Origin of the sequence: Rhodanobacter sp. OK091 (assembly GCF_900142825.1) — a bacterium.
Lineage (GTDB): Bacteria > Pseudomonadota > Gammaproteobacteria > Xanthomonadales > Rhodanobacteraceae > Rhodanobacter.
Genome location: NZ_FRCH01000001.1, coordinates 475410 through 494131, shown reverse-complemented (window position 1 = coordinate 494131; position 18722 = coordinate 475410). Strand labels below are relative to the sequence as shown.

Annotated in this window: 12 protein-coding genes; 8 read left to right on the top strand and 4 right to left on the bottom strand. The window is 64.6% G+C overall.

All coding sequences use genetic code 11. From position 1 onward, the window contains the following. Positions 1-145 precede the first annotated feature (145 nt). Both BUA26_RS02415 and BUA26_RS02410 read left to right on the top strand, forming a co-directional pair. The gene (locus BUA26_RS02415; RefSeq protein WP_072759949.1) at positions 146-2317 is read left to right on the top strand and encodes an alpha-N-acetylglucosaminidase; all 2172 of its coding nucleotides are present in this window, start codon (positions 146-148) and stop codon (positions 2315-2317) included. A gap of 63 nt (positions 2318-2380) precedes the next feature. Further along, entirely contained in the window at positions 2381-4249 is a 1869-nt protein-coding gene (locus tag BUA26_RS02410; RefSeq protein ID WP_072757559.1) for a beta-galactosidase, read from the top strand. A 5-nt stretch (positions 4250-4254) separates the two neighbouring features. On the opposite strand, the gene BUA26_RS02405 is transcribed toward BUA26_RS02410, so the two are convergent. Beyond that, positions 4255-5412 carry an isovaleryl-CoA dehydrogenase gene (locus BUA26_RS02405; RefSeq protein ID WP_072757557.1) on the bottom strand — a complete coding sequence of 386 codons (1158 nt, stop codon included), beginning with the start codon at positions 5410-5412 and terminating at the stop codon, positions 4255-4257. A gap of 222 nt (positions 5413-5634) precedes the next feature. Continuing rightward, entirely contained in the window at positions 5635-6576 is a 942-nt protein-coding gene (locus BUA26_RS02400) for a hypothetical protein (protein WP_143154153.1), read from the bottom strand. 321 nt (positions 6577-6897) lie between these two features. On the opposite strand from BUA26_RS02400, the gene BUA26_RS02395 reads away from it, so the two are divergent. The 6 genes from BUA26_RS02395 to BUA26_RS02370 all read left to right on the top strand — a co-directional run bounded on the left by BUA26_RS02395 (position 6898) and on the right by BUA26_RS02370 (position 13980). Beyond that, a complete protein-coding gene (locus BUA26_RS02395) occupies positions 6898-7314 on the top strand; it encodes a hypothetical protein (protein ID WP_143154152.1) in 417 nt (138 codons plus the stop codon). Positions 7315-7381: 67 nt separating this feature from the next. After that, positions 7382-8674 carry a TolC family protein gene (locus tag BUA26_RS02390; protein WP_083572943.1) on the top strand — a complete coding sequence of 431 codons (1293 nt, stop codon included), beginning with the start codon at positions 7382-7384 and terminating at the stop codon, positions 8672-8674. Next, positions 8671-9993, top strand: a complete 1323-nt coding sequence (locus BUA26_RS02385) for an efflux RND transporter periplasmic adaptor subunit (RefSeq protein ID WP_072757554.1) — start codon at positions 8671-8673, stop codon at positions 9991-9993. The genes BUA26_RS02390 and BUA26_RS02385 overlap by 4 nt, the downstream gene beginning before the upstream one ends. Next, the gene (locus BUA26_RS02380; RefSeq protein ID WP_072757553.1) at positions 9990-13166 is read left to right on the top strand and encodes an efflux RND transporter permease subunit; all 3177 of its coding nucleotides are present in this window, start codon (positions 9990-9992) and stop codon (positions 13164-13166) included. The genes BUA26_RS02385 and BUA26_RS02380 overlap by 4 nt, the downstream gene beginning before the upstream one ends. Before the next feature lie 3 nt (positions 13167-13169). Beyond that, on the top strand, positions 13170-13514 hold the full coding sequence (locus BUA26_RS20825; protein ID WP_072757552.1) for a copper-binding protein: 345 nt from the start codon (positions 13170-13172) through the stop codon (positions 13512-13514). Between the two features lie 124 nt (positions 13515-13638). Then, positions 13639-13980: a hypothetical protein gene (locus tag BUA26_RS02370; protein WP_072757551.1), complete on the top strand. Its 342-nt coding sequence runs from the start codon at positions 13639-13641 to the stop codon at positions 13978-13980. 325 nt (positions 13981-14305) lie between these two features. Here BUA26_RS02370 and BUA26_RS02365 read toward each other — a convergent pair whose 3' ends face one another. Then, positions 14306-15409: a Glu/Leu/Phe/Val dehydrogenase dimerization domain-containing protein gene (locus BUA26_RS02365; protein ID WP_072757550.1), complete on the bottom strand. Its 1104-nt coding sequence runs from the start codon at positions 15407-15409 to the stop codon at positions 14306-14308. 320 nt (positions 15410-15729) lie between these two features. Beyond that, complete coding sequence (locus tag BUA26_RS02360; protein ID WP_072759947.1) at positions 15730-18552, bottom strand: TonB-dependent receptor domain-containing protein; 2823 nt, start codon at positions 18550-18552, stop codon at positions 15730-15732. Positions 18553-18722: the final 170 nt, after the last annotated feature.

Here is an 18722-nt window from a genome sequence, read left to right as displayed (position 1 = left end):
GTTAACTGATGCCAGAAGCGGAACTTTTTCGATGGACCGTCGCGTCACTGGCCGCCAGTTTTTCGAACGAGCAGGGGATGCCACCATGCAGCACAGACATTTTTCGAAGCGGTTAGCAGCCGTGTGCGGGTGGCTGGTCTGCGCCATGATCGTGCCGGCCTTCGCGGCTGCGGCGAAGCCGGCGTTCGACATCGCTCCGGCGCGCGCCGCGCTGCAGCGCCTGTTGCCGCGACAGCAGGCGCAGTTCGAGCTGCTGGCGCTGGACCACGGGCAGGGCGGCGATCGCTTCGAGATCCATGGCACGGCAGGCCATATCGTGGTGGCCGGCACTTCGCCCGCCGTGTTGTTGACCGGCGTGGAGACTTATCTGCAACAAGTGGCGCGGATAAGCATCGGCTGGCCGGGCGATAGCCTGGCGCATCTGCCGATCTCCTTGCCGGCACCGGCATCGCCGATCCGCCGCGATGCCGAGGTGCCGGACCGCTTCGCGCTCAACGATGTCGATGACGGCTATTCCGATGCCTATCTCGACTGGCCCGGCTGGGAACACAAGCTCGACCTGCTGGCGCTGCATGGCGTCAACGAAGTGTTCATGCCGATCGGCACGGAGGAAGTGTACCGGCGCACGTTCCGCGATTTCGGCTACGACGACGCGCAGATCCGCGCGTGGATTCCCGCCGCTGCGCACCAGCCGTGGTGGCTGCTGCAGAACATGTCGGCGCAGAACCTGTCGACATCTGGTGGTCCGGTGTCGCCCGCGCAGTTCGCGCGCCGCACCGCCTTGGCGCAGAAAATCGTCGCGCGTCTGCGCGAGCTGGGTATGACGCCGGTGTTTCCCGGCTACTTCGGCACCGTGCCGCCGCAGTTCGGGGCGAAACATCCCGCCGTGAACGTGGTGCCGCAGGGCGAGTGGGTGGGCTTCACCCGGCCGGACTGGCTCGATCCGCGCGAACCGCTGTACGCGAAGATTTCCGCCGCGTTCTACCGGCATCAGCGAGCACTGTTCGGCGATACCTCGATGTACAAGATGGATCTGCTGCACGAGGGCGGCCGGGCCGGCAACGTGCCGGTGGCTGCCGCCGCGAAGCGGGTGATGGCCGCGCTGCAGACGGCGCACCCGGATGCGCGCTGGGTGATGCTGGGCTGGCAGCACAATCCGCAGATCGCGGTGGTCGATGCGCTGGATCATCGCAAGCTGCTGGTCGTCGACGGGCTTTCCGACCGCTACGACGGTATCGATCGCGAAAAGGACTGGCATGGTGCGCCTTACGCCTTCGGCAGCATCAACAACTTCGGCGGGCATACCACGCTAGGCGCGAACGCCGGCGTGTGGCTGGCCCGCTTTGCGTCGTGGCGCGGCAAGCCCGGCAGCGCCTTGCGCGGCATCGCCTGGATGCCCGAGGGCAGCGGAGCCGACCCGGCCGCGTTCGCGCTGTTCACTGCATTGGCGTGGCAGCCGCAGCCGATCGATGCGGCGGCATGGTTCGCCGATTACGCGACGTACCGCTACGGCGGTATCGACCCGCATGCGACCGCCGCGTGGCGCATCCTCGCGCACACCGCCTACGCGATGCCGGCTGGCGAATGGTCCGAACCACAGGACAGCTTGTTCAATGCACGACCGAGCCTGGATGTGGGCACCGCAGCCCATTGGTCGCCCGCAGCGATGCGCTACGACGCCGCGCACTTCGAGATGGCCGTGTGCGAGCTGCTGCAGGTGGCGCCCGCGGGGCGCGACAGCAGTGCGTACCGCTACGATCTGGTCGACGTGACGCGGCAGGCCTTGAGCAACCGGGCGCGCGTGCTGCTGCCGCAGATCAAGGCCGCTTATGAGGCGAAGGACGTGGCGCACTTCCATGCGCTTGCCAAGCAATGGCTGGACGACATGGCGATGCTGGACCGGCTGCTGGCCAGCGATCCGCATTTCCTGCTTGGAAACTGGCTGGCGCATGCGCGAACCGGCACCACCGAAGCGGCGCAACAGGAGTACGACCAGCGCGCCATCGTCACGCATTGGGGCAATCGCTCCGGTGCCGATCGCGGCGGCCTGCACGATTATGCCAACCGCGAATTGTCCGGCCTGGTGAGCGGACTGTATGCGCCGCGCTGGCAGCGCTATTTTGCTTCGCTGGAAGAGGCGTTGAGCACGAACGCCATGCCGCAACCGATCGATTGGTTCGCGATGGAGCAAGCATGGTCGCACTCGCACGAAACCCTGCCCACCACGGCGCAAGGCGATGCCTGGCGACTCGCTGGCGAAGTCGCCAAACGGCTCGGCAGCTGCAACGATGCGACCATGGCCTCGGATCGGCATTGAACATTTAGCTGCACACACAAGCCCACGATAACAAGCTCACGAGTTTTGCCCCAAGGAACCCCCATGCAGCGACGAGATTTTCTGCGCCTGACTGTCCTGACTCCGCTGGCCGCGCTCAGTTCGCGCCTCGTGGCGGGCACTGCCGCATCGGGCATGCCGGTCGAGCGGATGCCGGACGGCCAGTCGCACCGGCTCGAACTTTCCTCGCAGCACTTCCTGCTCGATGGCCGTCCGTTCCAGATCCGCAGCGGCGAGATGCATCCGATCCGGATTCCCGCCGAATACTGGCGCCATCGCATCCGCATGGCGAAGGCGATGGGCCTCAACACCATCGCGATTTATCTGATGTGGAACGCACTGGAATCCGCGCCCGGCATATTCGACCTGAAGAGCGGCAATCGCGACTTCGTCCGCTTCATCAAGCTGTGCCAGGAAGAGGGCATGTGGGTATACCTGCGGCCTGGTCCGTACGTCTGCGGCGAATGGGATTTCGGCGGGCTGCCGCCGTATCTGCTGCGCCATCCCGACGTCCGCGTGCGGGACAAGGGCGACCCCGACTACATGGCCGCGGTACGGCGCTACCTGGATGCGGTCGCGCCGCATATCGCGCCGCTGATGGTTGGTCGAGGCGGCCCGATCCTGATGGTGCAGGTCGAGAACGAATACGCCTCGTTCGGGCATGACCTGGACTATCTCAAGCTGCTGCGGTCGATGTGGCAGGAGCGCGGCATCGAGGGACCGTTCTCGATCTCCGACGGACTGGGACAGATCCAGAAACAGCAGACGTATCTGCCTGGCGCCGTGCTGGGGCTGGACGGCGACACGGATTTCGAGGCCGCGCAGAAGATCGCCGGCGAAGCACCGGTATGGATAGGCGAAGGTTATCCGGGCTGGCTAACGCACTGGGGCGACAAGGACTTCGCGCGCGGCGATTACGCCGGCACCTTGCGCCAGCTGCTGGAGCAGGGGCGTTCGTTCAACCTCTATGTCGTGCATGGCGGCACCAACTTCGGCTTCGGCGCCGGTGCCAACGCGAAGGACGACTACTCGCATTTCGAGCCGGTGATCACCAGCTACGACTATGGCGCGCCGATCGACGAGCGCGGTGCAGCCACGCCCGACTATCACGCCTTCCGCAAGCTGTTCGCTGCACACGCGCAGCGCCCCTTGCCGGAAGTGCCGGCCACGCCGCCGGTGATCCGTTTTGCGCCGGTGACGCCGGTGGCGCACGCCTCGCTATGGGACAACCTGCCGCAAGCGACGCCGGTGCGCGCGCCGCAAGCCAACGAGCTGCTGTTCGCGCAGGATCACGGCCTGGTGCTGTACCGCAGGAAGATCCATGGCGAAGGTGGCGCGCTGACGATAGACGGCGCGCGTGACTACGCCACCGTGTTCAGCGACGGCCTCTATGTCGATGCGGTGTCGCGCGTAGAGAATCCGCGGCTGCGAAAAGGCAGCCGGGTCGATCTCCCGCGCGGAAAGGGGAAATCCGCGTTGGTCGATATCCTGGTAGACAGCTTCGGTCACGTCGGCTTCGGCCAGGCCATGGCCGATCGCAAGGGGATCGTGGGCAGCATTCGCCTCGACGAAAACGTGCTGGAACACTGGGATGTCTGCAGCCTGCCGCTGGATGACGGCTTCATCCGCCAGCTGAAGCCGGTAGTGAGCGCACCGTCGCGTGCAGGCATTTTCTTCAAGGCCACGATCCGCCTCGACCAGCTCGGCGACAGCTATATCGACATGGCGCGGTGGACCAAGGGCTATCTGTGGATCAACGGCCACCTGCTTGGCCGTTACTGGAACCTCGGTCCGCAGCAACGGCTGTACTGTCCTGCCTCATGGCTGCGGCGCGGCGACAACGAGCTGCTGGTCTTCGACATGCACCAGACCGTTGCCGCACCGATCGAGGGTGTGACGTCACTGCATGCGTAAGCGCATCAAGCCTTGCCGTGAAACAGCTCGCGGCCGATCAGCATGCGGCGGATCTCGTTCGTGCCGGCGCCGATCTCGTAAAGCTTCGCATCGCGCAGCAGGCGGCCGGCGGGGAATTCGTTGATGTAGCCGTTGCCGCCTAGCGACTGGATCGCCTCCAGCGCCACCTTCACCGCGTTGACCGAGGCATTCAGCAGGCACGCCGCCGGGTCGATGCGCGACTTCACGCCGTTGTCGAACTGCTGCGCCACCATGTAGGCGAAGCCGCGCGAGCTCTGCAGCGCGGTGTACATGTCGGCGACTTTCGCCTGCATGATCTCGAACGTACCGATCGGCGCGTTGAACTGCTTGCGCTCGCGCACGTACGGCATGGTGATGTCCAGCGCGGCCTGCATCAGGCCGATCGGGCCGCCGGACAACACCAGCCGTTCGGTGTCCAGCCCGTTCATCAGCACGCGCACGCCTTCGTTGACTTCGCCGACGATATTTTCGGCCGGGATCTCGCAGTCCTCGAACACCAGCTCGCAGGTGTTGGAGCCGCGCATGCCGAGCTTGTCCAGCTTCTGCGCGGTGCTGAAGCCCTTCATGCCTTTTTCGATGATGAAGGCGGTCATGCAGCGGCTGCCGGCGGTGCGCGGTGCCGTGCGCATGTAGACCAGCAGCACGTCGGCATCCGGGCCGTTGGTGATCCACATCTTGGTGCCGTTTGCGACCCACACATCGCCGCGCAGCTCGGCCTTGCAGCTCATCGAGCCGACCACGTCGGAGCCGGCGCCGGGTTCGCTCATCGCCAGCGCACCGACGTGTTCGCCGCTGCACAATTTCGGCAGGTACTTCTGCCGCTGCGCCTCATTGCCGTTGTGATAGATGTTGTTGAGGCACAGGTTGGAGTGCGCGCCGTAGGACAGGCCAACCGAGCCGGATGCGCGCGAGATTTCCTCCATCGCCACCATGTGCGCCAGGAAACCCAGGCCGCTGCCGCCGTATTCCTCCGGCACGGTGACGCCGAGCAAGCCCATCTCGCCGAACTTGCGCCACAGGTCAGCGGGAAACAGGTTGTCGCGGTCGATGCGGTCGGCGCGCGGCGCGATTTCCTTTTCCGCAAACGCATGCACGGACTTGCGCAGCAGGTCGATATCTTCACCGAGCGGAAACGGGCGCATCACGAACTCCTGGGGGTGCAGAGTGCCGATTTTAGCCTACGTGCGGGAGCAATGCCGGCCGATGCCCAGGATCAGCAAAAAGCCGCCCGTCTGGCTGTTCCGACTAGCTGTTGATTCAAGAGCACCCCTGGCTGAACGCCATTGCGGTATCGGAGCGGCGTTTTCTCGTCGTTTTGATTTATTTCGTGTCCAACGATGCCTGGTCAGCCAGATCGGCACGGGTCAGCCTCCCGGACAGGCAATGGGGGCTCTGTCGAGCAAGGGCTTCCGGTCGAAGGACTTTCGATAGAGGGACTGCGCCTCCGCGATCCCTGTAGCAACTTGCTGCTGAGTCAGGGGCGGCGGAGTGGTGATGCCGGGCGACAAAAAGTCCATTTGAATGGACCGCCCCAGATACTGGGCGTACGTCCCTTCCGCCCCCAGTTGCAGGAGCCGATTCATCACGTACTGGATATAGGCATCGTCCTTGGTGACCAGAGGCAACAGACTTAAGCCATCGTCGTGTCCACCTCTGGCGAGCAGGCTGACGATCCGCCAGTCTCCCCGGGCCAGCCCGTCGGAAATATAGCGCGGCGTGTCGCGGCGATAGTCGTCGACATCTTGCGGGGAATACGCAAGACCTGTTCCATTGCTTTGGAATATGGATTGCACGTAGCAGGCCTGCGCATCGGCATTGCCCCGCAATGCTGCCGCTTTCGTCGCCTCGTAGTAGTGCCTGGCCGTTGATTCGTCACCGGTACAACCATCCAGATCGTGCTTCAGTTCTTGCAGAGTCGATTCGTTCTTGTCGAGGTCTGCCGAGCAGCTGGCAAACTGTGCTTGGGCGTAGGGGAGTCGCGCGAGATCTTTGCAAGACCGGATGACGGACTTCATGGTATCGGCCTCGGCCTGGGCGAAATAACACCGCCGACTTTGTTCGAAGCGTGCGGAAATCCGCGCAACATCGGCTCGTTGATCGAGCGTTGTACCGGTCCCGTCCCCATGCGGTGGCGCCACCTCTGGCCGCGTGACAGCCGGCCGTTCGGGCGACACGCCCGACGATGCGGAGGCGACAGGTTTGCTTTCGCTTTGCGAATCGGCTTCGGTCGGGTGCCAATACACCCATGTCGCCGACACTGCAGCGACGGTGGCCAGGAGCAGGAAGCTAGATCGAGTTGCTTTCATAGAATGGCGACCATCATTCCAGGCGTCGGAAACATGGGACTTGCACCATCGGTTTCATATCCTGCCGCATTTCGCACCGTTATCAAGCAAGTGGGGTAGCACGATGGCTCACCGATCGCGTATGCATCATTCCACGCTCCAGATCCACGGCTACCACTGATGGGACCATTCGTGCGCAAGAGTCCGAACCAACCAATGCTTCAAACCCCGTCACGGACGACCGGTTTGCTCAGTACGCTGCTCACTCGGGGACATTGGTCAATACTGAGCCTCTGCCCACTTGACTGGACCTACCTCCAGCTGCGCTAAGATGGCCTTGCCATGCGCAGACGCTTTCACATCAGCCGTCGCCGCCGTGTCCTATGGACGGGGATCGTGCTGTTTTGTCTGCTGTTCCAACAACTGGCCATGGCGGCCTATGCCTGCACGTTGCCCTCGGCCGCAACCGACGTCGCCATGACGGGCGATTGTGCGGCGATGGGCATGGGCTCTAAAGCGAAGTTGGCGGCCGTGCATCACGTAAGTACGGACCCGCGGTGTGCCGAACACTGTTCCGGCAATGCCGTGTCGGCGCATGATGCGAGCCTGCCGACGGTTCCTCCGCTTCTGCTCGCCTCCGTATCACCCGTGTTGCTGGGAACGCTCGCGCACTCAGCTGATCGGGTCGCGTTGCCGAACACGGCGCTGCATCGTCCCGATCCACCGCCCACGTTGCGGTTCTGTTCCCTGTTGATTTAGCCCCCGATCGTTAGCCGTCCATCGGCCGTGCGCGCACGGCTGTGCTGGTTTTCGATTGGAGCTCAACATGTTTTCCCGTCTCTTTGGTGTTCGCGCCCGTTCGGCGCGATATGCGTGCTGGTTGCCGTGGGCTGCCGCGCTGCTTTTCGTTTCACCCGTATGGGGGCGTGAACCCGCCGTACTGACGCTCGATGTGGCCATACGGCAGGCGGTCGAGCGCGCACCGGTGCTGGAGGCGCGCCGCGCCCAGTCGGAATCGGCTCGGCAGGAAGCTGCCCGTGCAGGTGCGTTGCCCGATCCGCAGCTTACTGTCGGTGTCGACAAGCTGGCCGTGCAGGGGCCGGGGGCATTTACGGCTGGCGGCGACAGCATGACGATGCGCACCGTCGGGATCAGTCAGGTGCTGCCTTCACGCAGCAAGCGCCAGGCCGGACGAGCCATGGGCAGCGCCAATGCGGATTTGGCCGCGTCGTCGGAAGTTTCGACCGCCTTGTCGATTCAACAGCAGGTGGCCGATGCCTGGATCACCGCGTGGGGTGCACGCCACGAAGCGATGATGTTGCAGTCCATGCGGCAGGCATGGGCGCAAGACGTGGCTGTGGCGAAAGCGCGATTGCGGGGTGGCACCGGCACTGCGGCAGAAGTGCTGGCCGTTCGCATGGCGGCCCTTGACCTGGAAAACCGCCTCGATGAGGCGAATGCACGCGAAGCTCAGGCCCGCGCGGGCCTTGCGCGCTGGCTGGGCTCCCCGACCGATCAACCCTTGGTGGATGCGCCGGACTTTGCCGTGCTGCCGCATGACGAAGCGTTCTTGCTGGCCAGCCTCGATCACCAGGGCAATCTGCTGGAATGGCCGGCTCGCGAGCGGGCCGCCGAGGCGGCTCTCGCCGCCGCACGCGCCGACAAGCATCCGGAATGGAGCGTCGGCATGAACTATGGCTCCCGTGTGCGCGGCTTATCCGACATGGTGTCGTTGCAGGTCGGTGTAAGCCTGCCGCTGTTCACCCGCAACCGACAGGATCGGGGCATTTCCGCCCGTGCGGCCGACCTGGATGCCGTTCACGCCGAGCACGATGACGCACGCCGCCAGCAGATCGAGGCGATCCAGTCCGCCTGGGCGCAATGGCAATCACTCGGCGAGCAAGTGCGCCGGCACCGCGATGAGTTGCTTCCCTTGGCCAACGACCGCGTGGCCCTGGCGCTCGCCGCGTATCGGGGCGGCGGCGACATCCAGCCCTTGCTGGAGGCCCGTCGCGATGAGATTGCCCACCACACCGACTACGTCCGCATGCAAGCGGAGTACGGCCGTGCCTGGGCGGCACTGGCCTATTTGTTGCCCACTTCGGAGACGACGCCATGAAGCGCGCACTGATGATGTTCGCCGCAGCGGTGCTGGCGATGGCGCTGCTGTTGATCGGCTATCTCGGTGGCCGCGGCCATTCGCCGGCGACGCCATCGCCGACCCATAACGCAACATCCGCGCCGGAAAGCGGCAGCAAAAAAGTTCTGTACTGGTACGACACGATGGCGCCTCAGCAGCACTTCGACAAGCCGGGCCTGTCGCCGATGGGTATGCAGATGGTGCCCAAATATGCTGATGAGAGGCCGGCTGATGAACGGCCGGTCGGCGAGGGCGCCGCCAGGGATATCGTCCGGATCGACCCGGCCACCGTGCAGAATCTGGGCGTGCGCACCGCTGTGGTGGAACGCCGTGTGCTGGCTTCCGCGATCCGGGTTCCAGGCACGATCACGTGGGATCTGCGGCACGCCATGACCGTCAGCGCGCGAGTCGACGCCGTCATTGCCAGGCTCGATGTGCGTGCGCCGTACACGGCCGTCGCTGCCGGCGCGCCCTTGGTCGAACTGCTGGCTCCGCAATGGAACAGCGCGCTGGCGGAATACCGCGCGCTTCAGCAAGTACAGTCGGCCGACGCGAAAGACTTGCGCGCTGCGTCGCGCGAACGCCTGCAGGTATTGGGCCTGACGCCTGCAGATATTCAGTCGTCGCGTCATGGCTCGGATGCCGCGATCACCTTGCATGCGCCGCAGGCCGGCATCGTCACGACACTGGACGTGCGTGAAGGCCAGCGAGTCAGCGCAGGCCAGACGTTGATGACCTTGAACGGCCTGTCCACCGTGTGGATCGAGGCGGCGCTGCCGCAAGCGGCAGCCGGCACGGTGCGAGGCGGCACACCAGTCACCGTTGCAGTCGATGCACTACCGGGCCGGTTGTTCCAAGGCACGGTGGAAACGCTGTTGCCGGACATCGACCCGACGACTCGCACGCAGCGTGCCCGTATCGTGCTCGACAATCCCGATGGTTCCTTGAGCCCGGGCATGTTCGCCACCGTGCAGCTCAACCCGGCGCAAGGCGAAGCCGTAGCAGTAGTGCCGGATGACGCGCTGATCGCCACAGGCAGCCAGACGCGGGTGATCGTCGCTGAGGATGGCGGGCACTTTCGGACCGTCGCCGTGCGTACCGGGCGTTCGGCCAGCGGCTACACCGAAATACGCGAGGGCCTCACGGGCGGCGAAAAGGTCGTGACCTCCGGCCAGTTCCTGATCGATTCGGAGGCGAGCCTGTCCGGTGCGTTGGAACGGCTGAACGATCACCCGGTTCAGCCGGCACCGGCCACCAGTGCGCCGATGCCTGGTATGCCCATGGGAGACGGGCGATGATCGGCGCCCTGATCCGTGCCGCGATCGCGTATCGCGTATTCGTGTTGCTGGCGGCGCTGGCCCTCGCGCTGGTTGGCGTATTCGCCGCGCTGCACACGCCGATCGATGCATTGCCGGATCTGTCCGACACCCAGGTCATCATCCGCACCAGCTACCCGGGCCAGTCGCCACAGGTTGTCGAGGATCAGGTCACCTATCCGCTGGCGACCACGATGTTGTCGGTACCCGGCGCCAAGGTCGTTCGCGGCTATTCGTTCTTCGGCGACTCCTACGTCTACGTGCTGTTCGACGACAGCACCGATCTGTATTGGGCGCGCTCTCGCGTGCTGGAGTATCTCAGCCAGGTGCGCGGCAGTCTGCCCGCCGATGTCACGCCATCACTTGGTCCGGATGCGACGGGGTTGGGCTGGGTTTACGAATATGCACTGGTCGATCGCACCGGCCAGCACGATATCGGCCAGCTGCGCGCCTTGCAGGACTGGTTCCTGCGTTTTCAGTTGAAGACCGTGCCGGACGTCGCCGAGGTAGCCAGCATCGGCGGCATGGAGCGCGCGTGGCAGATCGTGCCCGACAGCCAGGCGCTGGCGGCACGCGGCATCACCGTGGAGCAGCTTGTCGAAGCGATCCGCTCCGCCAACGGCGCCAACGGCGGTTCGGTGATCGAGCAGGGCGAGGCGGAGCTGATGGTGCGCAGCGAGGGCTATCTGAAAAGCCGCGAGGGCTTCGAAAACGTGCCGGTCACCGCCAATGCCGGCGGTGTGCCGGTGTTGCTGCGCGACGTGGCGACGGTACGGCGCGGCCCCACGTTTCGTCGCGGCGTCACCGAGCTGGACGGTGAGGGTGAAGTCGCCGGCGGAGTGATCGTGCTGCGCACCGGCAAGAACGCCAAGGCCGCCATTGCCGCGGTAAAAGCCAAGCTGACCGAGCTCAAGCGCAGCCTGCCACCCGGCGTCGAGATCGTGCCGACCTACGACCGGTCGCAGCTGATCGATGCGGCGGTGGCGAACGTCTGGGGCAAGCTGCTGGAGGAGTTCCTTGTCGTTGCGCTGGTCTGCGTGCTGTTCCTGGGCCATCTGCGTTCGGCGCTGGTGGCGGTGGTCACGCTGCCGCTGGGCGTGCTGGCGGCTTTCATCGTGATGGACCTGCAAGGTGTGTCGGCGAACCTGATGTCGCTGGGCGGCATCGCGATCGCCATTGGCGCGATGGTCGATGCGGCGATCGTGATGATCGAGAACACCCACAAGCATCTGGAACATTGGCGTGAAGCAAATGACGGACGTGAGCCGCAGGGCGCCGAACGGTGGTCGCTGATCGCCGAGTCCGCCGCCGAAGTGGGGCCGGCGCTGTTCGTGAGCCTGTTGATCATCGCGCTGTCGTTCGTACCGGTGTTTGCGCTGCAAGGGCAGGAGGGCAAGCTGTTCAAGCCGCTGGCTTTCACCAAGACCTACGCGATGGCGGCAGCGGCGGGCCTCGCGGTAACGCTGGTGCCGGTGCTGATGGGTTACCTGGTGCGTGGCCGCATCCGTGCCGAGCGCGACAACCCGCTCAATCGCGGCTTGATGCGTGGTTATCGGCCGATGCTCGAAATGGTGCTGCGCCATCCGAAGATGGTGTTGCTGCTGGGCGGCTTGTTGCTGCTCACCGTCCTCGTTCCGCTCAGCCGACTCGGTAGCGAGTTCATGCCCGCCATGGATGAGGGCACGCTGTTGTACATGCCAACGGCGCTGCCGGGCCTGTCGGCAGGCAAGGCGTCGCAGTTGTTGCAGCTTACCGATCGCATGATCAAGACCGTGCCGGAGGTCGCGCATGTATTCGGCAAGGCGGGGCGCGCCGAAACAGCCACCGATCCGGCGCCGCTGGAGATGTTCGAGACCACCATCACCTTCAAGCCAAAGGATCAGTGGCGTCCCGGCATGACGATGGCGAAGATCAAGGCGGAACTGGACCGGGCCGTACACGTGCCGGGACTGACCAACCTGTTCGTGCCACCGATCCGCAACCGCATCGACATGCTGTCCACCGGCATCAAGAGCCCGGTCGGCATCAAGGTGCTGGGCACCGATCTGGCCACCATGCAGGCCGTGGCCGATCGCATCGAAACCGTGGCGAAGACCGTGCCGGGTGTCGGTTCGGCGATCGCCGAGCGTCCGATCAGCGGCCGCTATGTGGATGTGGCTATCCGCCGTGACGCTGCTGCGCGCTACGGGCTGACCCAGCAACGCGTGCAGCAATTGATCGCCACCGTCGTGGGCGGCGATCCGATCGGGCAGACCGTCGAGGGACGCGAACGCTATCCCATCGTGGTGCGCTACCCGCGTGCCGAGCGCGATTCCATCGCAGCGCTGCGGCAGTTACCGATCGTCGCCGCCAGCGGGGCACAGGTCACGCTCGGCCAGATTGCCGACATTACCGTTGAGGCAGGACCGTCCATGCTGAAAAGCGAGGACGGCCAGTTGGCCACGTATGTCTACGTCGATACGTCTGGCAGCGATCTGGGCACGGTGGTCGCCAATCTGCAACATGCAGTGGCGCAGCAGATCACGTTGCCGCCGGGCACCACCGTGGCCTGGTCGGGCCAGTTCGAGTATCTGGCCAGTGCCATGCAACGACTCAGGCTGGTGGTGCCGATCGCGCTGGTGATCATTTTTCTTCTGATCTACGCCGTGTTCCGGCGCGTGAGCGAGGCCGTGCTGATCATGGCCAGCGTGCCGCTGGCGCTGGTCGGCGGCCTGTGGCTGATCTGGCTGCTCGGTCACGCGGTGTCGGTGGCCACGATCATCGGCTTCATCGCGCTGGCCGGCGTCGCCGCCGAGTTCGGCGTGGTGATGCTGTTGTATCTGCGCCAGGCATGGGATCGCCAACTCGCTTTGAATCCGCACGCCGGCATCGAAGAGCTTGATACGGCCATCCGCGAAGGTGCCGTACAACGCGTGCGGCCCAAGGCGATGACAGTCGCAGTGATTCTCGCCGGCCTGTTTCCGATCCTGCTCGGCCACGGTGCCGGCTCGGAGGTCATGCAGCGCATCGCCGCGCCGATGATCGGCGGCATGCTGACGGCACCGCTGCTGTCCATGCTGGTCATTCCCGCCGCGTTCCGTCTGTTGGTCCTGCACCGATTGCGTCGGGCCGATCGGACGAGCATCGCTTATCACTCCAACCCACAAGGAAACTGAAGCATGAAGAAGCACCTCATCACCTTCGCATGGGCTTGCACGATGCTGGCTGCGCCCGCTTTCGTTGCCGCCCAGCAGATGGACCCCAACATGCCCGGCATGCAGCACGATGCCAAACCCGCTGACGCGCAGGGCATGGGTGTGGTCAAGGCGATCGACACCGGCAAGGGCACCATCACCCTTCAACATGAAGCCATCGCTGCGATTGGCTGGCCGGCAATGACGATGCCGTTCAAGGTGGCTTCGCCGGATCTTCTCAAGGTCGCCAAGGTAGGCGACAAGGTGACATTCACCCTGCATCCGGCCGGCATGGCCAGCACGCTGACAGCGATCCGTCCGGCACGTTGAGGGGAACGATCGCCGGCCGGCCCCAACTGTCGAGGGCAGCCGGTGTTTGCGAAGGCGGTGCCGCCACACACGTTGTGGTGCGCGTCGTGGCGATTGTTGCGGTTGTCATTTTTGGAGAACGATCATGAAATTGTTTGCGGCTTATCTCGGCATTCCGCTGCTGCTCGCGGGCCTCACCATTGGCCGCGTCGCGCATGCCGCCGATACTTACACTGACGGGTGGGTTAGCCATGTGGACGGCCAGCGTTTGGACGTCTGTTATCGTGCTGCGCCGCTGCCGGCAGTCGGTGCGCGACTGCAGGTCATGCGGGCATCTTTTGTGGTTCCCAACAAGGGGCAGCCCCGCCAACAATTCGCGGTTGCGGGGCGTGCCACGGTAACGTCGGTCATGGACGCACATTGCGTGCGTGCCGAGCTGAGCCAGGGCAAGGCGCAGCGGACCGATCACGTGCAGCGCGCGCCTTGAACGGACGCGACGGCGAGGTCGCCAGGACTGCATGCTTCGCGACGGCCCATGGCGGAGCGGCCAAGGCGTGGCGACAACATCCAGCCGATGTGCTTCACCGTCGTCCTGCCTCGCCAGCCATCGGTCATTCCGCCCGCACGGCTCAAAAATGGTTCGCCGGGCTTTTCTCTGGCGCTGGCTTCCGCCCTCATCGTAGCCAGCTTTCGGCACAAAAAAGCCCCTGATGTTCGATCAGGGGCTTGGTGTAACAACCTGGAAAATCAACAGCTGGTCAAAACGGCTAGCTCATCAACCGGCGGCTGCTTCTGCGCAAGCGGTGTGTTGCTTACTGACCGCGCATGCGGCCCTGGAAGCGGGTGCCGTTGTTGCCCATGTGCGCCAGCTTGATCTTGCCGATCGCGCTGATGCGCTCTTCGGCCAGGCGGTCGGCGGCCTTGTAGGTCGGGATGTTCTCGTTCTTGGAGATCTCGAAGATGCGGCCGAGGTTGTAATAGATCGTGCGCATCATGCGCATCGCGCGCTCGCGGTTGTAGCCGTCGATTTCCAGCGACACATTCATCACGCCGCCGGCGTTGACCGCGTAGTCGGGTGCATACAGCACGCCGCGACGCTGCAGCTCGTCGCCGATCTCGTCGGTGGCCAGCTGGTTGTTGGCCGGGCCGCAGATGATCTTCGCCTTGATGCGGTCGATGGTCTGCTCGTTGACGGTGCCGCCCAGTGCGCACGGCGAGTACACGTCGGCGTCGACGTCGTAGATCTCGTCCAGGCCCACCGCTTCGCAACCCAGCTCGTCGACGCAGCGCTGCACGGCTTCCTTGTTGATGTCGGTGACGAACACCTTGGCGCCCTGTTCGCGCAGCAGCTTGATGAACTCGCCGCCGACGTGGCCGCAACCCTGCACGGCGTAGCTGTACTTGCCCACGTCCTCGTTGCCGTACTTCGCCTGCAGCGAAGCCATCAGGCCTTGCAGCGAACCGAACGCAGTGAACGGCGACGGATCGCCCGAACCGCCATGCACCTGGTGCACGCCGGTGACGTACTCGGTTTCACGGAACACGTATTCCATGTCGTTGACGTCGATGCCGACGTCCTCGGCCGTGATGTAGCGGCCGTTGAGTGAGTTGACGAAGCGGCCGAACGCGCGGAACAGCGCCTCGGACTTGTCCTTGCTCGGATCGCCGATGATCACCGCCTTGCCGCCGCCCAGGTTCAGGCCGGCCACGGCGTTCTTGAACGTCATGCCGCGCGACAGGCGCAACACGTCGTTCACTGCCTCTTGCTCGGTCTTGTACGGCCACATGCGCAGACCGCCGAGCGCGGGGCCCAGCACCGTGTTGTGGATGGCGATGATGGCCTTCAGACCGGCGTCCTTGTTGTGGCAGAAGACGACTTCTTCGTGACCCGTGTTGGCAATGGTTTCGAAAATCATGGAACGCTTGACTCCGTGGGAAGGATGCCGGTCAGTGGGGGGTGATCCGGCCAAGGCACTGAAAAACCTAAAAAATCGTCGCCCCGAGGCAGGGTCGGGGCGACGATCGGACGGCGTAGTCTAGTACCTCGCACAAGACAGCCGCACTGCGACGCAGCAATCGCCGCTGTGGCGGGCTCTGTCTGGAGGTGCTCGATAAAGGCCCACAATGGCCTGCAAATCCCGCGGAAGCCGGGTGTGCCCGTGCATCGGCCGGGCCAGGCCACCGGCCAGTTTCCCGACGGCCGGCCTGCCGGCCGGCCGTCTCCCATCCCATGGCTTCAGAACGTTACCGTGGCGCGCGCCCAGTAGTAGCGGCCCATCACGTCGTAGGTAGCCACGTCGGTGTTCGAGTTGGTCACGTTGTTCTGATAGAACAGCGGCGGCTGCTTGTCGGCGATGTTGTCGATGCCCAGATCCAGCCGGGTGTGCCATTTCTCGAAGTTGTAGCCGACCTGCACGCTGTTGTACGTGTAGGCGCCGATCTTGCGCACCACCGCCGACTGGTCCGTATCGGCCGACAGCTGCTGGCGTTCGTCGGCGCTGCCGATCTGGGTGCGGCCGATGTAGCGCAGGCGCCAGCTGGCGCTCCACGGACCGCGGCTCCAGTTCAACATGGCCAGGCTGCGCCAGCGCGGGAAGTCGCCGTAGGCGTAGGTGTACTTGCCGGCGTTGTGGATGGTGACCGACGTGGGATCGCCGGGTACCGGGTTGATGTCGTAACGGGCGATGTAGGTGTTGTTGAGGCTGACATTGAAGCGGCCGAAGCGGCTCTCGTCGAAGCGGTAGGCGATGCTGCTGTCCACGCCCTTGGTCGACAGCGCGCCCAGGTTCACCGTGGGCTCGGCCACATAGTTGATCTCGCCGGTGTTGAGGCGGTGGATGAAGCTGCAGAACGGACTGGCGCCATTGCCGTAGCACTGGTTGAGCACGGTCTGCGCCGAAATCGAGGTGATCGTGTCGTTGAGGTTGATGCGCCACACGTCGGCGCTCAGCGACAGGCCGTTAAGCCACTGCGGGTCGTACACCAGGCCGAAATCGAACGACTTGCCTTTTTCCGGTTTCAGCTGGTAGCCGGCGGCGACCGCACCGGAGGTCTTGGCGCCGATCTGCGGATTGGACTGCTGGTAGCTGCCGTCGGTGGGCACGTTGGCGCAGGCTGCGCCATGACCGCCGGTGTAGAAGTTGCACGGATCGTTGACCGTGGGCGAGTCGCCGCCGATGCCGGCATACAGCTCGCTGATGTTCGGCGCGCGGAACACTTGCGACACGGTGCCGCGCAGCAGCAGGTTTTCCAGCGGCCGCCATTCCAGCGCGACCTTGCTGTTGGTGGTGGTGCCGGCGGTGCTGTAGTCGGAGAAGCGCGTGCCGACGGTGAGGTTCAGCGAATGGACGAACGGTTTGTCGGCCAGCAGCGGGACCAGCGTTTCGGCGTAAGCCTCTTTCACGTTGAAGCTGCCCGACAGCACCGTGGTGCAGAACTCCACCACGCCGCACAGGCCGTCCAGGTCGGCCACGGCATTGGGGTCGGTGCGCGTCGAGGTGCTTTCCTTGCGATAGGACACGCCGGCGGCCAGATTGACTGTGCCCGCGGGCAGGGTGAACAGCTCACCGTTGGCGTTGGCCTCGAACTGCTTCACCGTGTAGTCGGTGGTGGCGACCGGGTTGACCTGGACCGCCTTGAGCGCGGCGATGGTGGCCGGGTCGCTGACGTTGAAGAGATTGATCGGCGTGCAGCCGGCGATCGGGTTGGCCGCCGTGCCGCAGGTCACCGTGCCGTTGCCGCTCAGGAACGACGGCCCCAGTCCCTGCTCCAGCTTGGCGTAGTCGAGGAAACCGTAGTTGATCGACTTCTGCCGCACCTTGCCGTAGTTGACGTCCGCGTCCCACTGCCAGGAACTGTCGCCGAAGCTGCCGCGCAGGCCCGGATTGAACTGGGTGTTGTACGTGTTGTAGACGTAGCGCCGACGGCCTAGCGTGGTGATGCGGGTGTTGTACGAGCCGTAGTTGTCGCCGGTGGTGCGGTCCGTGCCGAAGTTGACCCCGAACGGGTTGTAGTAGTTGTTGGCGGAAACCAGGAAGTTGTCGCCGTTGGCGAAAATTGGGATCGGCGCTATCTCGGAGTCCGAGTGTGTCTTGGTGTAGTAGAGGTTGGCGTAGGCCTCGATGTGATCGGCCAGCTTGTACTTGCCGAGCACGAAGAAACTGTTGCGCTCCTGCGGCGTCTGCAGAATGTTGTCGCGTTGATAGTTGTAGGTATCGGCGCGCGAATAGCAGTGGTAGTCGTCGAGCGAGGTGGCGCCGCTGACGCCCTTGTTGAGCGACACGCGCGAAGTGCAGCCCAGTTGGGCGGCCAGCGAGCCGGGCAAGGTGATCGCACCGGCCGGATTGGCCGAGGAGCCGCTGCGCACGACCTGGCCGTCGGACAGGTTCAGCGCGTCCCTGGAGAAGTCGCGATTGGCGGCTTGCACGGGATCGATGGTGTGATGGGCCACGCCTGCGACGATGCTGCCTTTCTCGCCGGTGTGGCCGGCCGTCAGCGTGAAGCTGCGGCGAAAGCCGTCGCTGTGCCGGCTCTCGCCGAAGTCGGTGGTGAACTGCACGCCGTCGTAGCGGTCGCGCAGGATGAAGTTGACCACGCCGCCGATGGCGTCGGAACCGTAGATCGCCGAGGCACCGTCGCTGAGCACCTCGATACGGTCGATCATGTTGGCGGGAATGCTGTTGACGTCGTTGTAGGCCAGGCGCACGCCGTTGACCAGGATCAGCGTGCGCTTGTCGCCCAGGCCGCGCAGCGAAATGGTCGCCGCGCCGGTGCCGCCGCCGTTGTTGGTGCTGGCGTTGGTGGCGCTGCCGGCGATGGAAGGCAGGTCCTGCACCAGGTCGCCCAGGGTGGCCTTGCCGGTGGCGGTGATCTGGGCGCGGTCGAGAGTCACCACCGGATTGGCCGTCTCTACGTCCACACGCCGGATGCGCGAGCCGGTAACGACGACGGCATCGAGGGTCTTGCTCTTTGCCGGAGCCGTCGCGTCGGCAGCCGGTGCATCGGCATTGGCGGCGGCACTGTTGTCCTGCGCGTGTACCTGTGCGGTACCGAACAACATGGCGGCGAGGGCGAGCTTCACCGTGCGGCTGAGCAGGCGCTGCGTGAGCACGCGCTGGGTGTGGGCGGAATGGGGGCGACAGGACAGGTCGATGGGCTTGCTGGTGTACGTCGTGAGCATAGAGATTCCTCGCGTGGCTTGGCGGCGTGATCGGGGTGTGGCGGGTGGAA

What these genes read in the sequence shown, in the direction of transcription:
- BUA26_RS02415 (WP_072759949.1), top strand. Translation starts at nt 146, where the DNA reads ATGATCGTGCCGGCCTTCGCGGCTGCGGCGAAGCCGGCGTTCGACATC.
- BUA26_RS02410 (WP_072757559.1), top strand. Translation starts at nt 2,381, where the DNA reads ATGCAGCGACGAGATTTTCTGCGCCTGACTGTCCTGACTCCGCTGGCC.
- BUA26_RS02405 (WP_072757557.1), bottom strand. Translation starts at nt 5,412, where the DNA reads ATGCGCCCGTTTCCGCTCGGTGAAGATATCGACCTGCTGCGCAAGTCC.
- BUA26_RS02400 (WP_143154153.1), bottom strand. Translation starts at nt 6,576, where the DNA reads ATGAAAGCAACTCGATCTAGCTTCCTGCTCCTGGCCACCGTCGCTGCA.
- BUA26_RS02395 (WP_143154152.1), top strand. Translation starts at nt 6,898, where the DNA reads ATGCGCAGACGCTTTCACATCAGCCGTCGCCGCCGTGTCCTATGGACG.
- BUA26_RS02390 (WP_083572943.1), top strand. Translation starts at nt 7,382, where the DNA reads ATGTTTTCCCGTCTCTTTGGTGTTCGCGCCCGTTCGGCGCGATATGCG.
- BUA26_RS02385 (WP_072757554.1), top strand. Translation starts at nt 8,671, where the DNA reads ATGAAGCGCGCACTGATGATGTTCGCCGCAGCGGTGCTGGCGATGGCG.
- BUA26_RS02380 (WP_072757553.1), top strand. Translation starts at nt 9,990, where the DNA reads ATGATCGGCGCCCTGATCCGTGCCGCGATCGCGTATCGCGTATTCGTG.
- BUA26_RS20825 (WP_072757552.1), top strand. Translation starts at nt 13,170, where the DNA reads ATGAAGAAGCACCTCATCACCTTCGCATGGGCTTGCACGATGCTGGCT.
- BUA26_RS02370 (WP_072757551.1), top strand. Translation starts at nt 13,639, where the DNA reads ATGAAATTGTTTGCGGCTTATCTCGGCATTCCGCTGCTGCTCGCGGGC.
- BUA26_RS02365 (WP_072757550.1), bottom strand. Translation starts at nt 15,409, where the DNA reads ATGATTTTCGAAACCATTGCCAACACGGGTCACGAAGAAGTCGTCTTC.
- BUA26_RS02360 (WP_072759947.1), bottom strand. Translation starts at nt 18,552, where the DNA reads ATGTTGTTCGGTACCGCACAGGTACACGCGCAGGACAACAGTGCCGCC.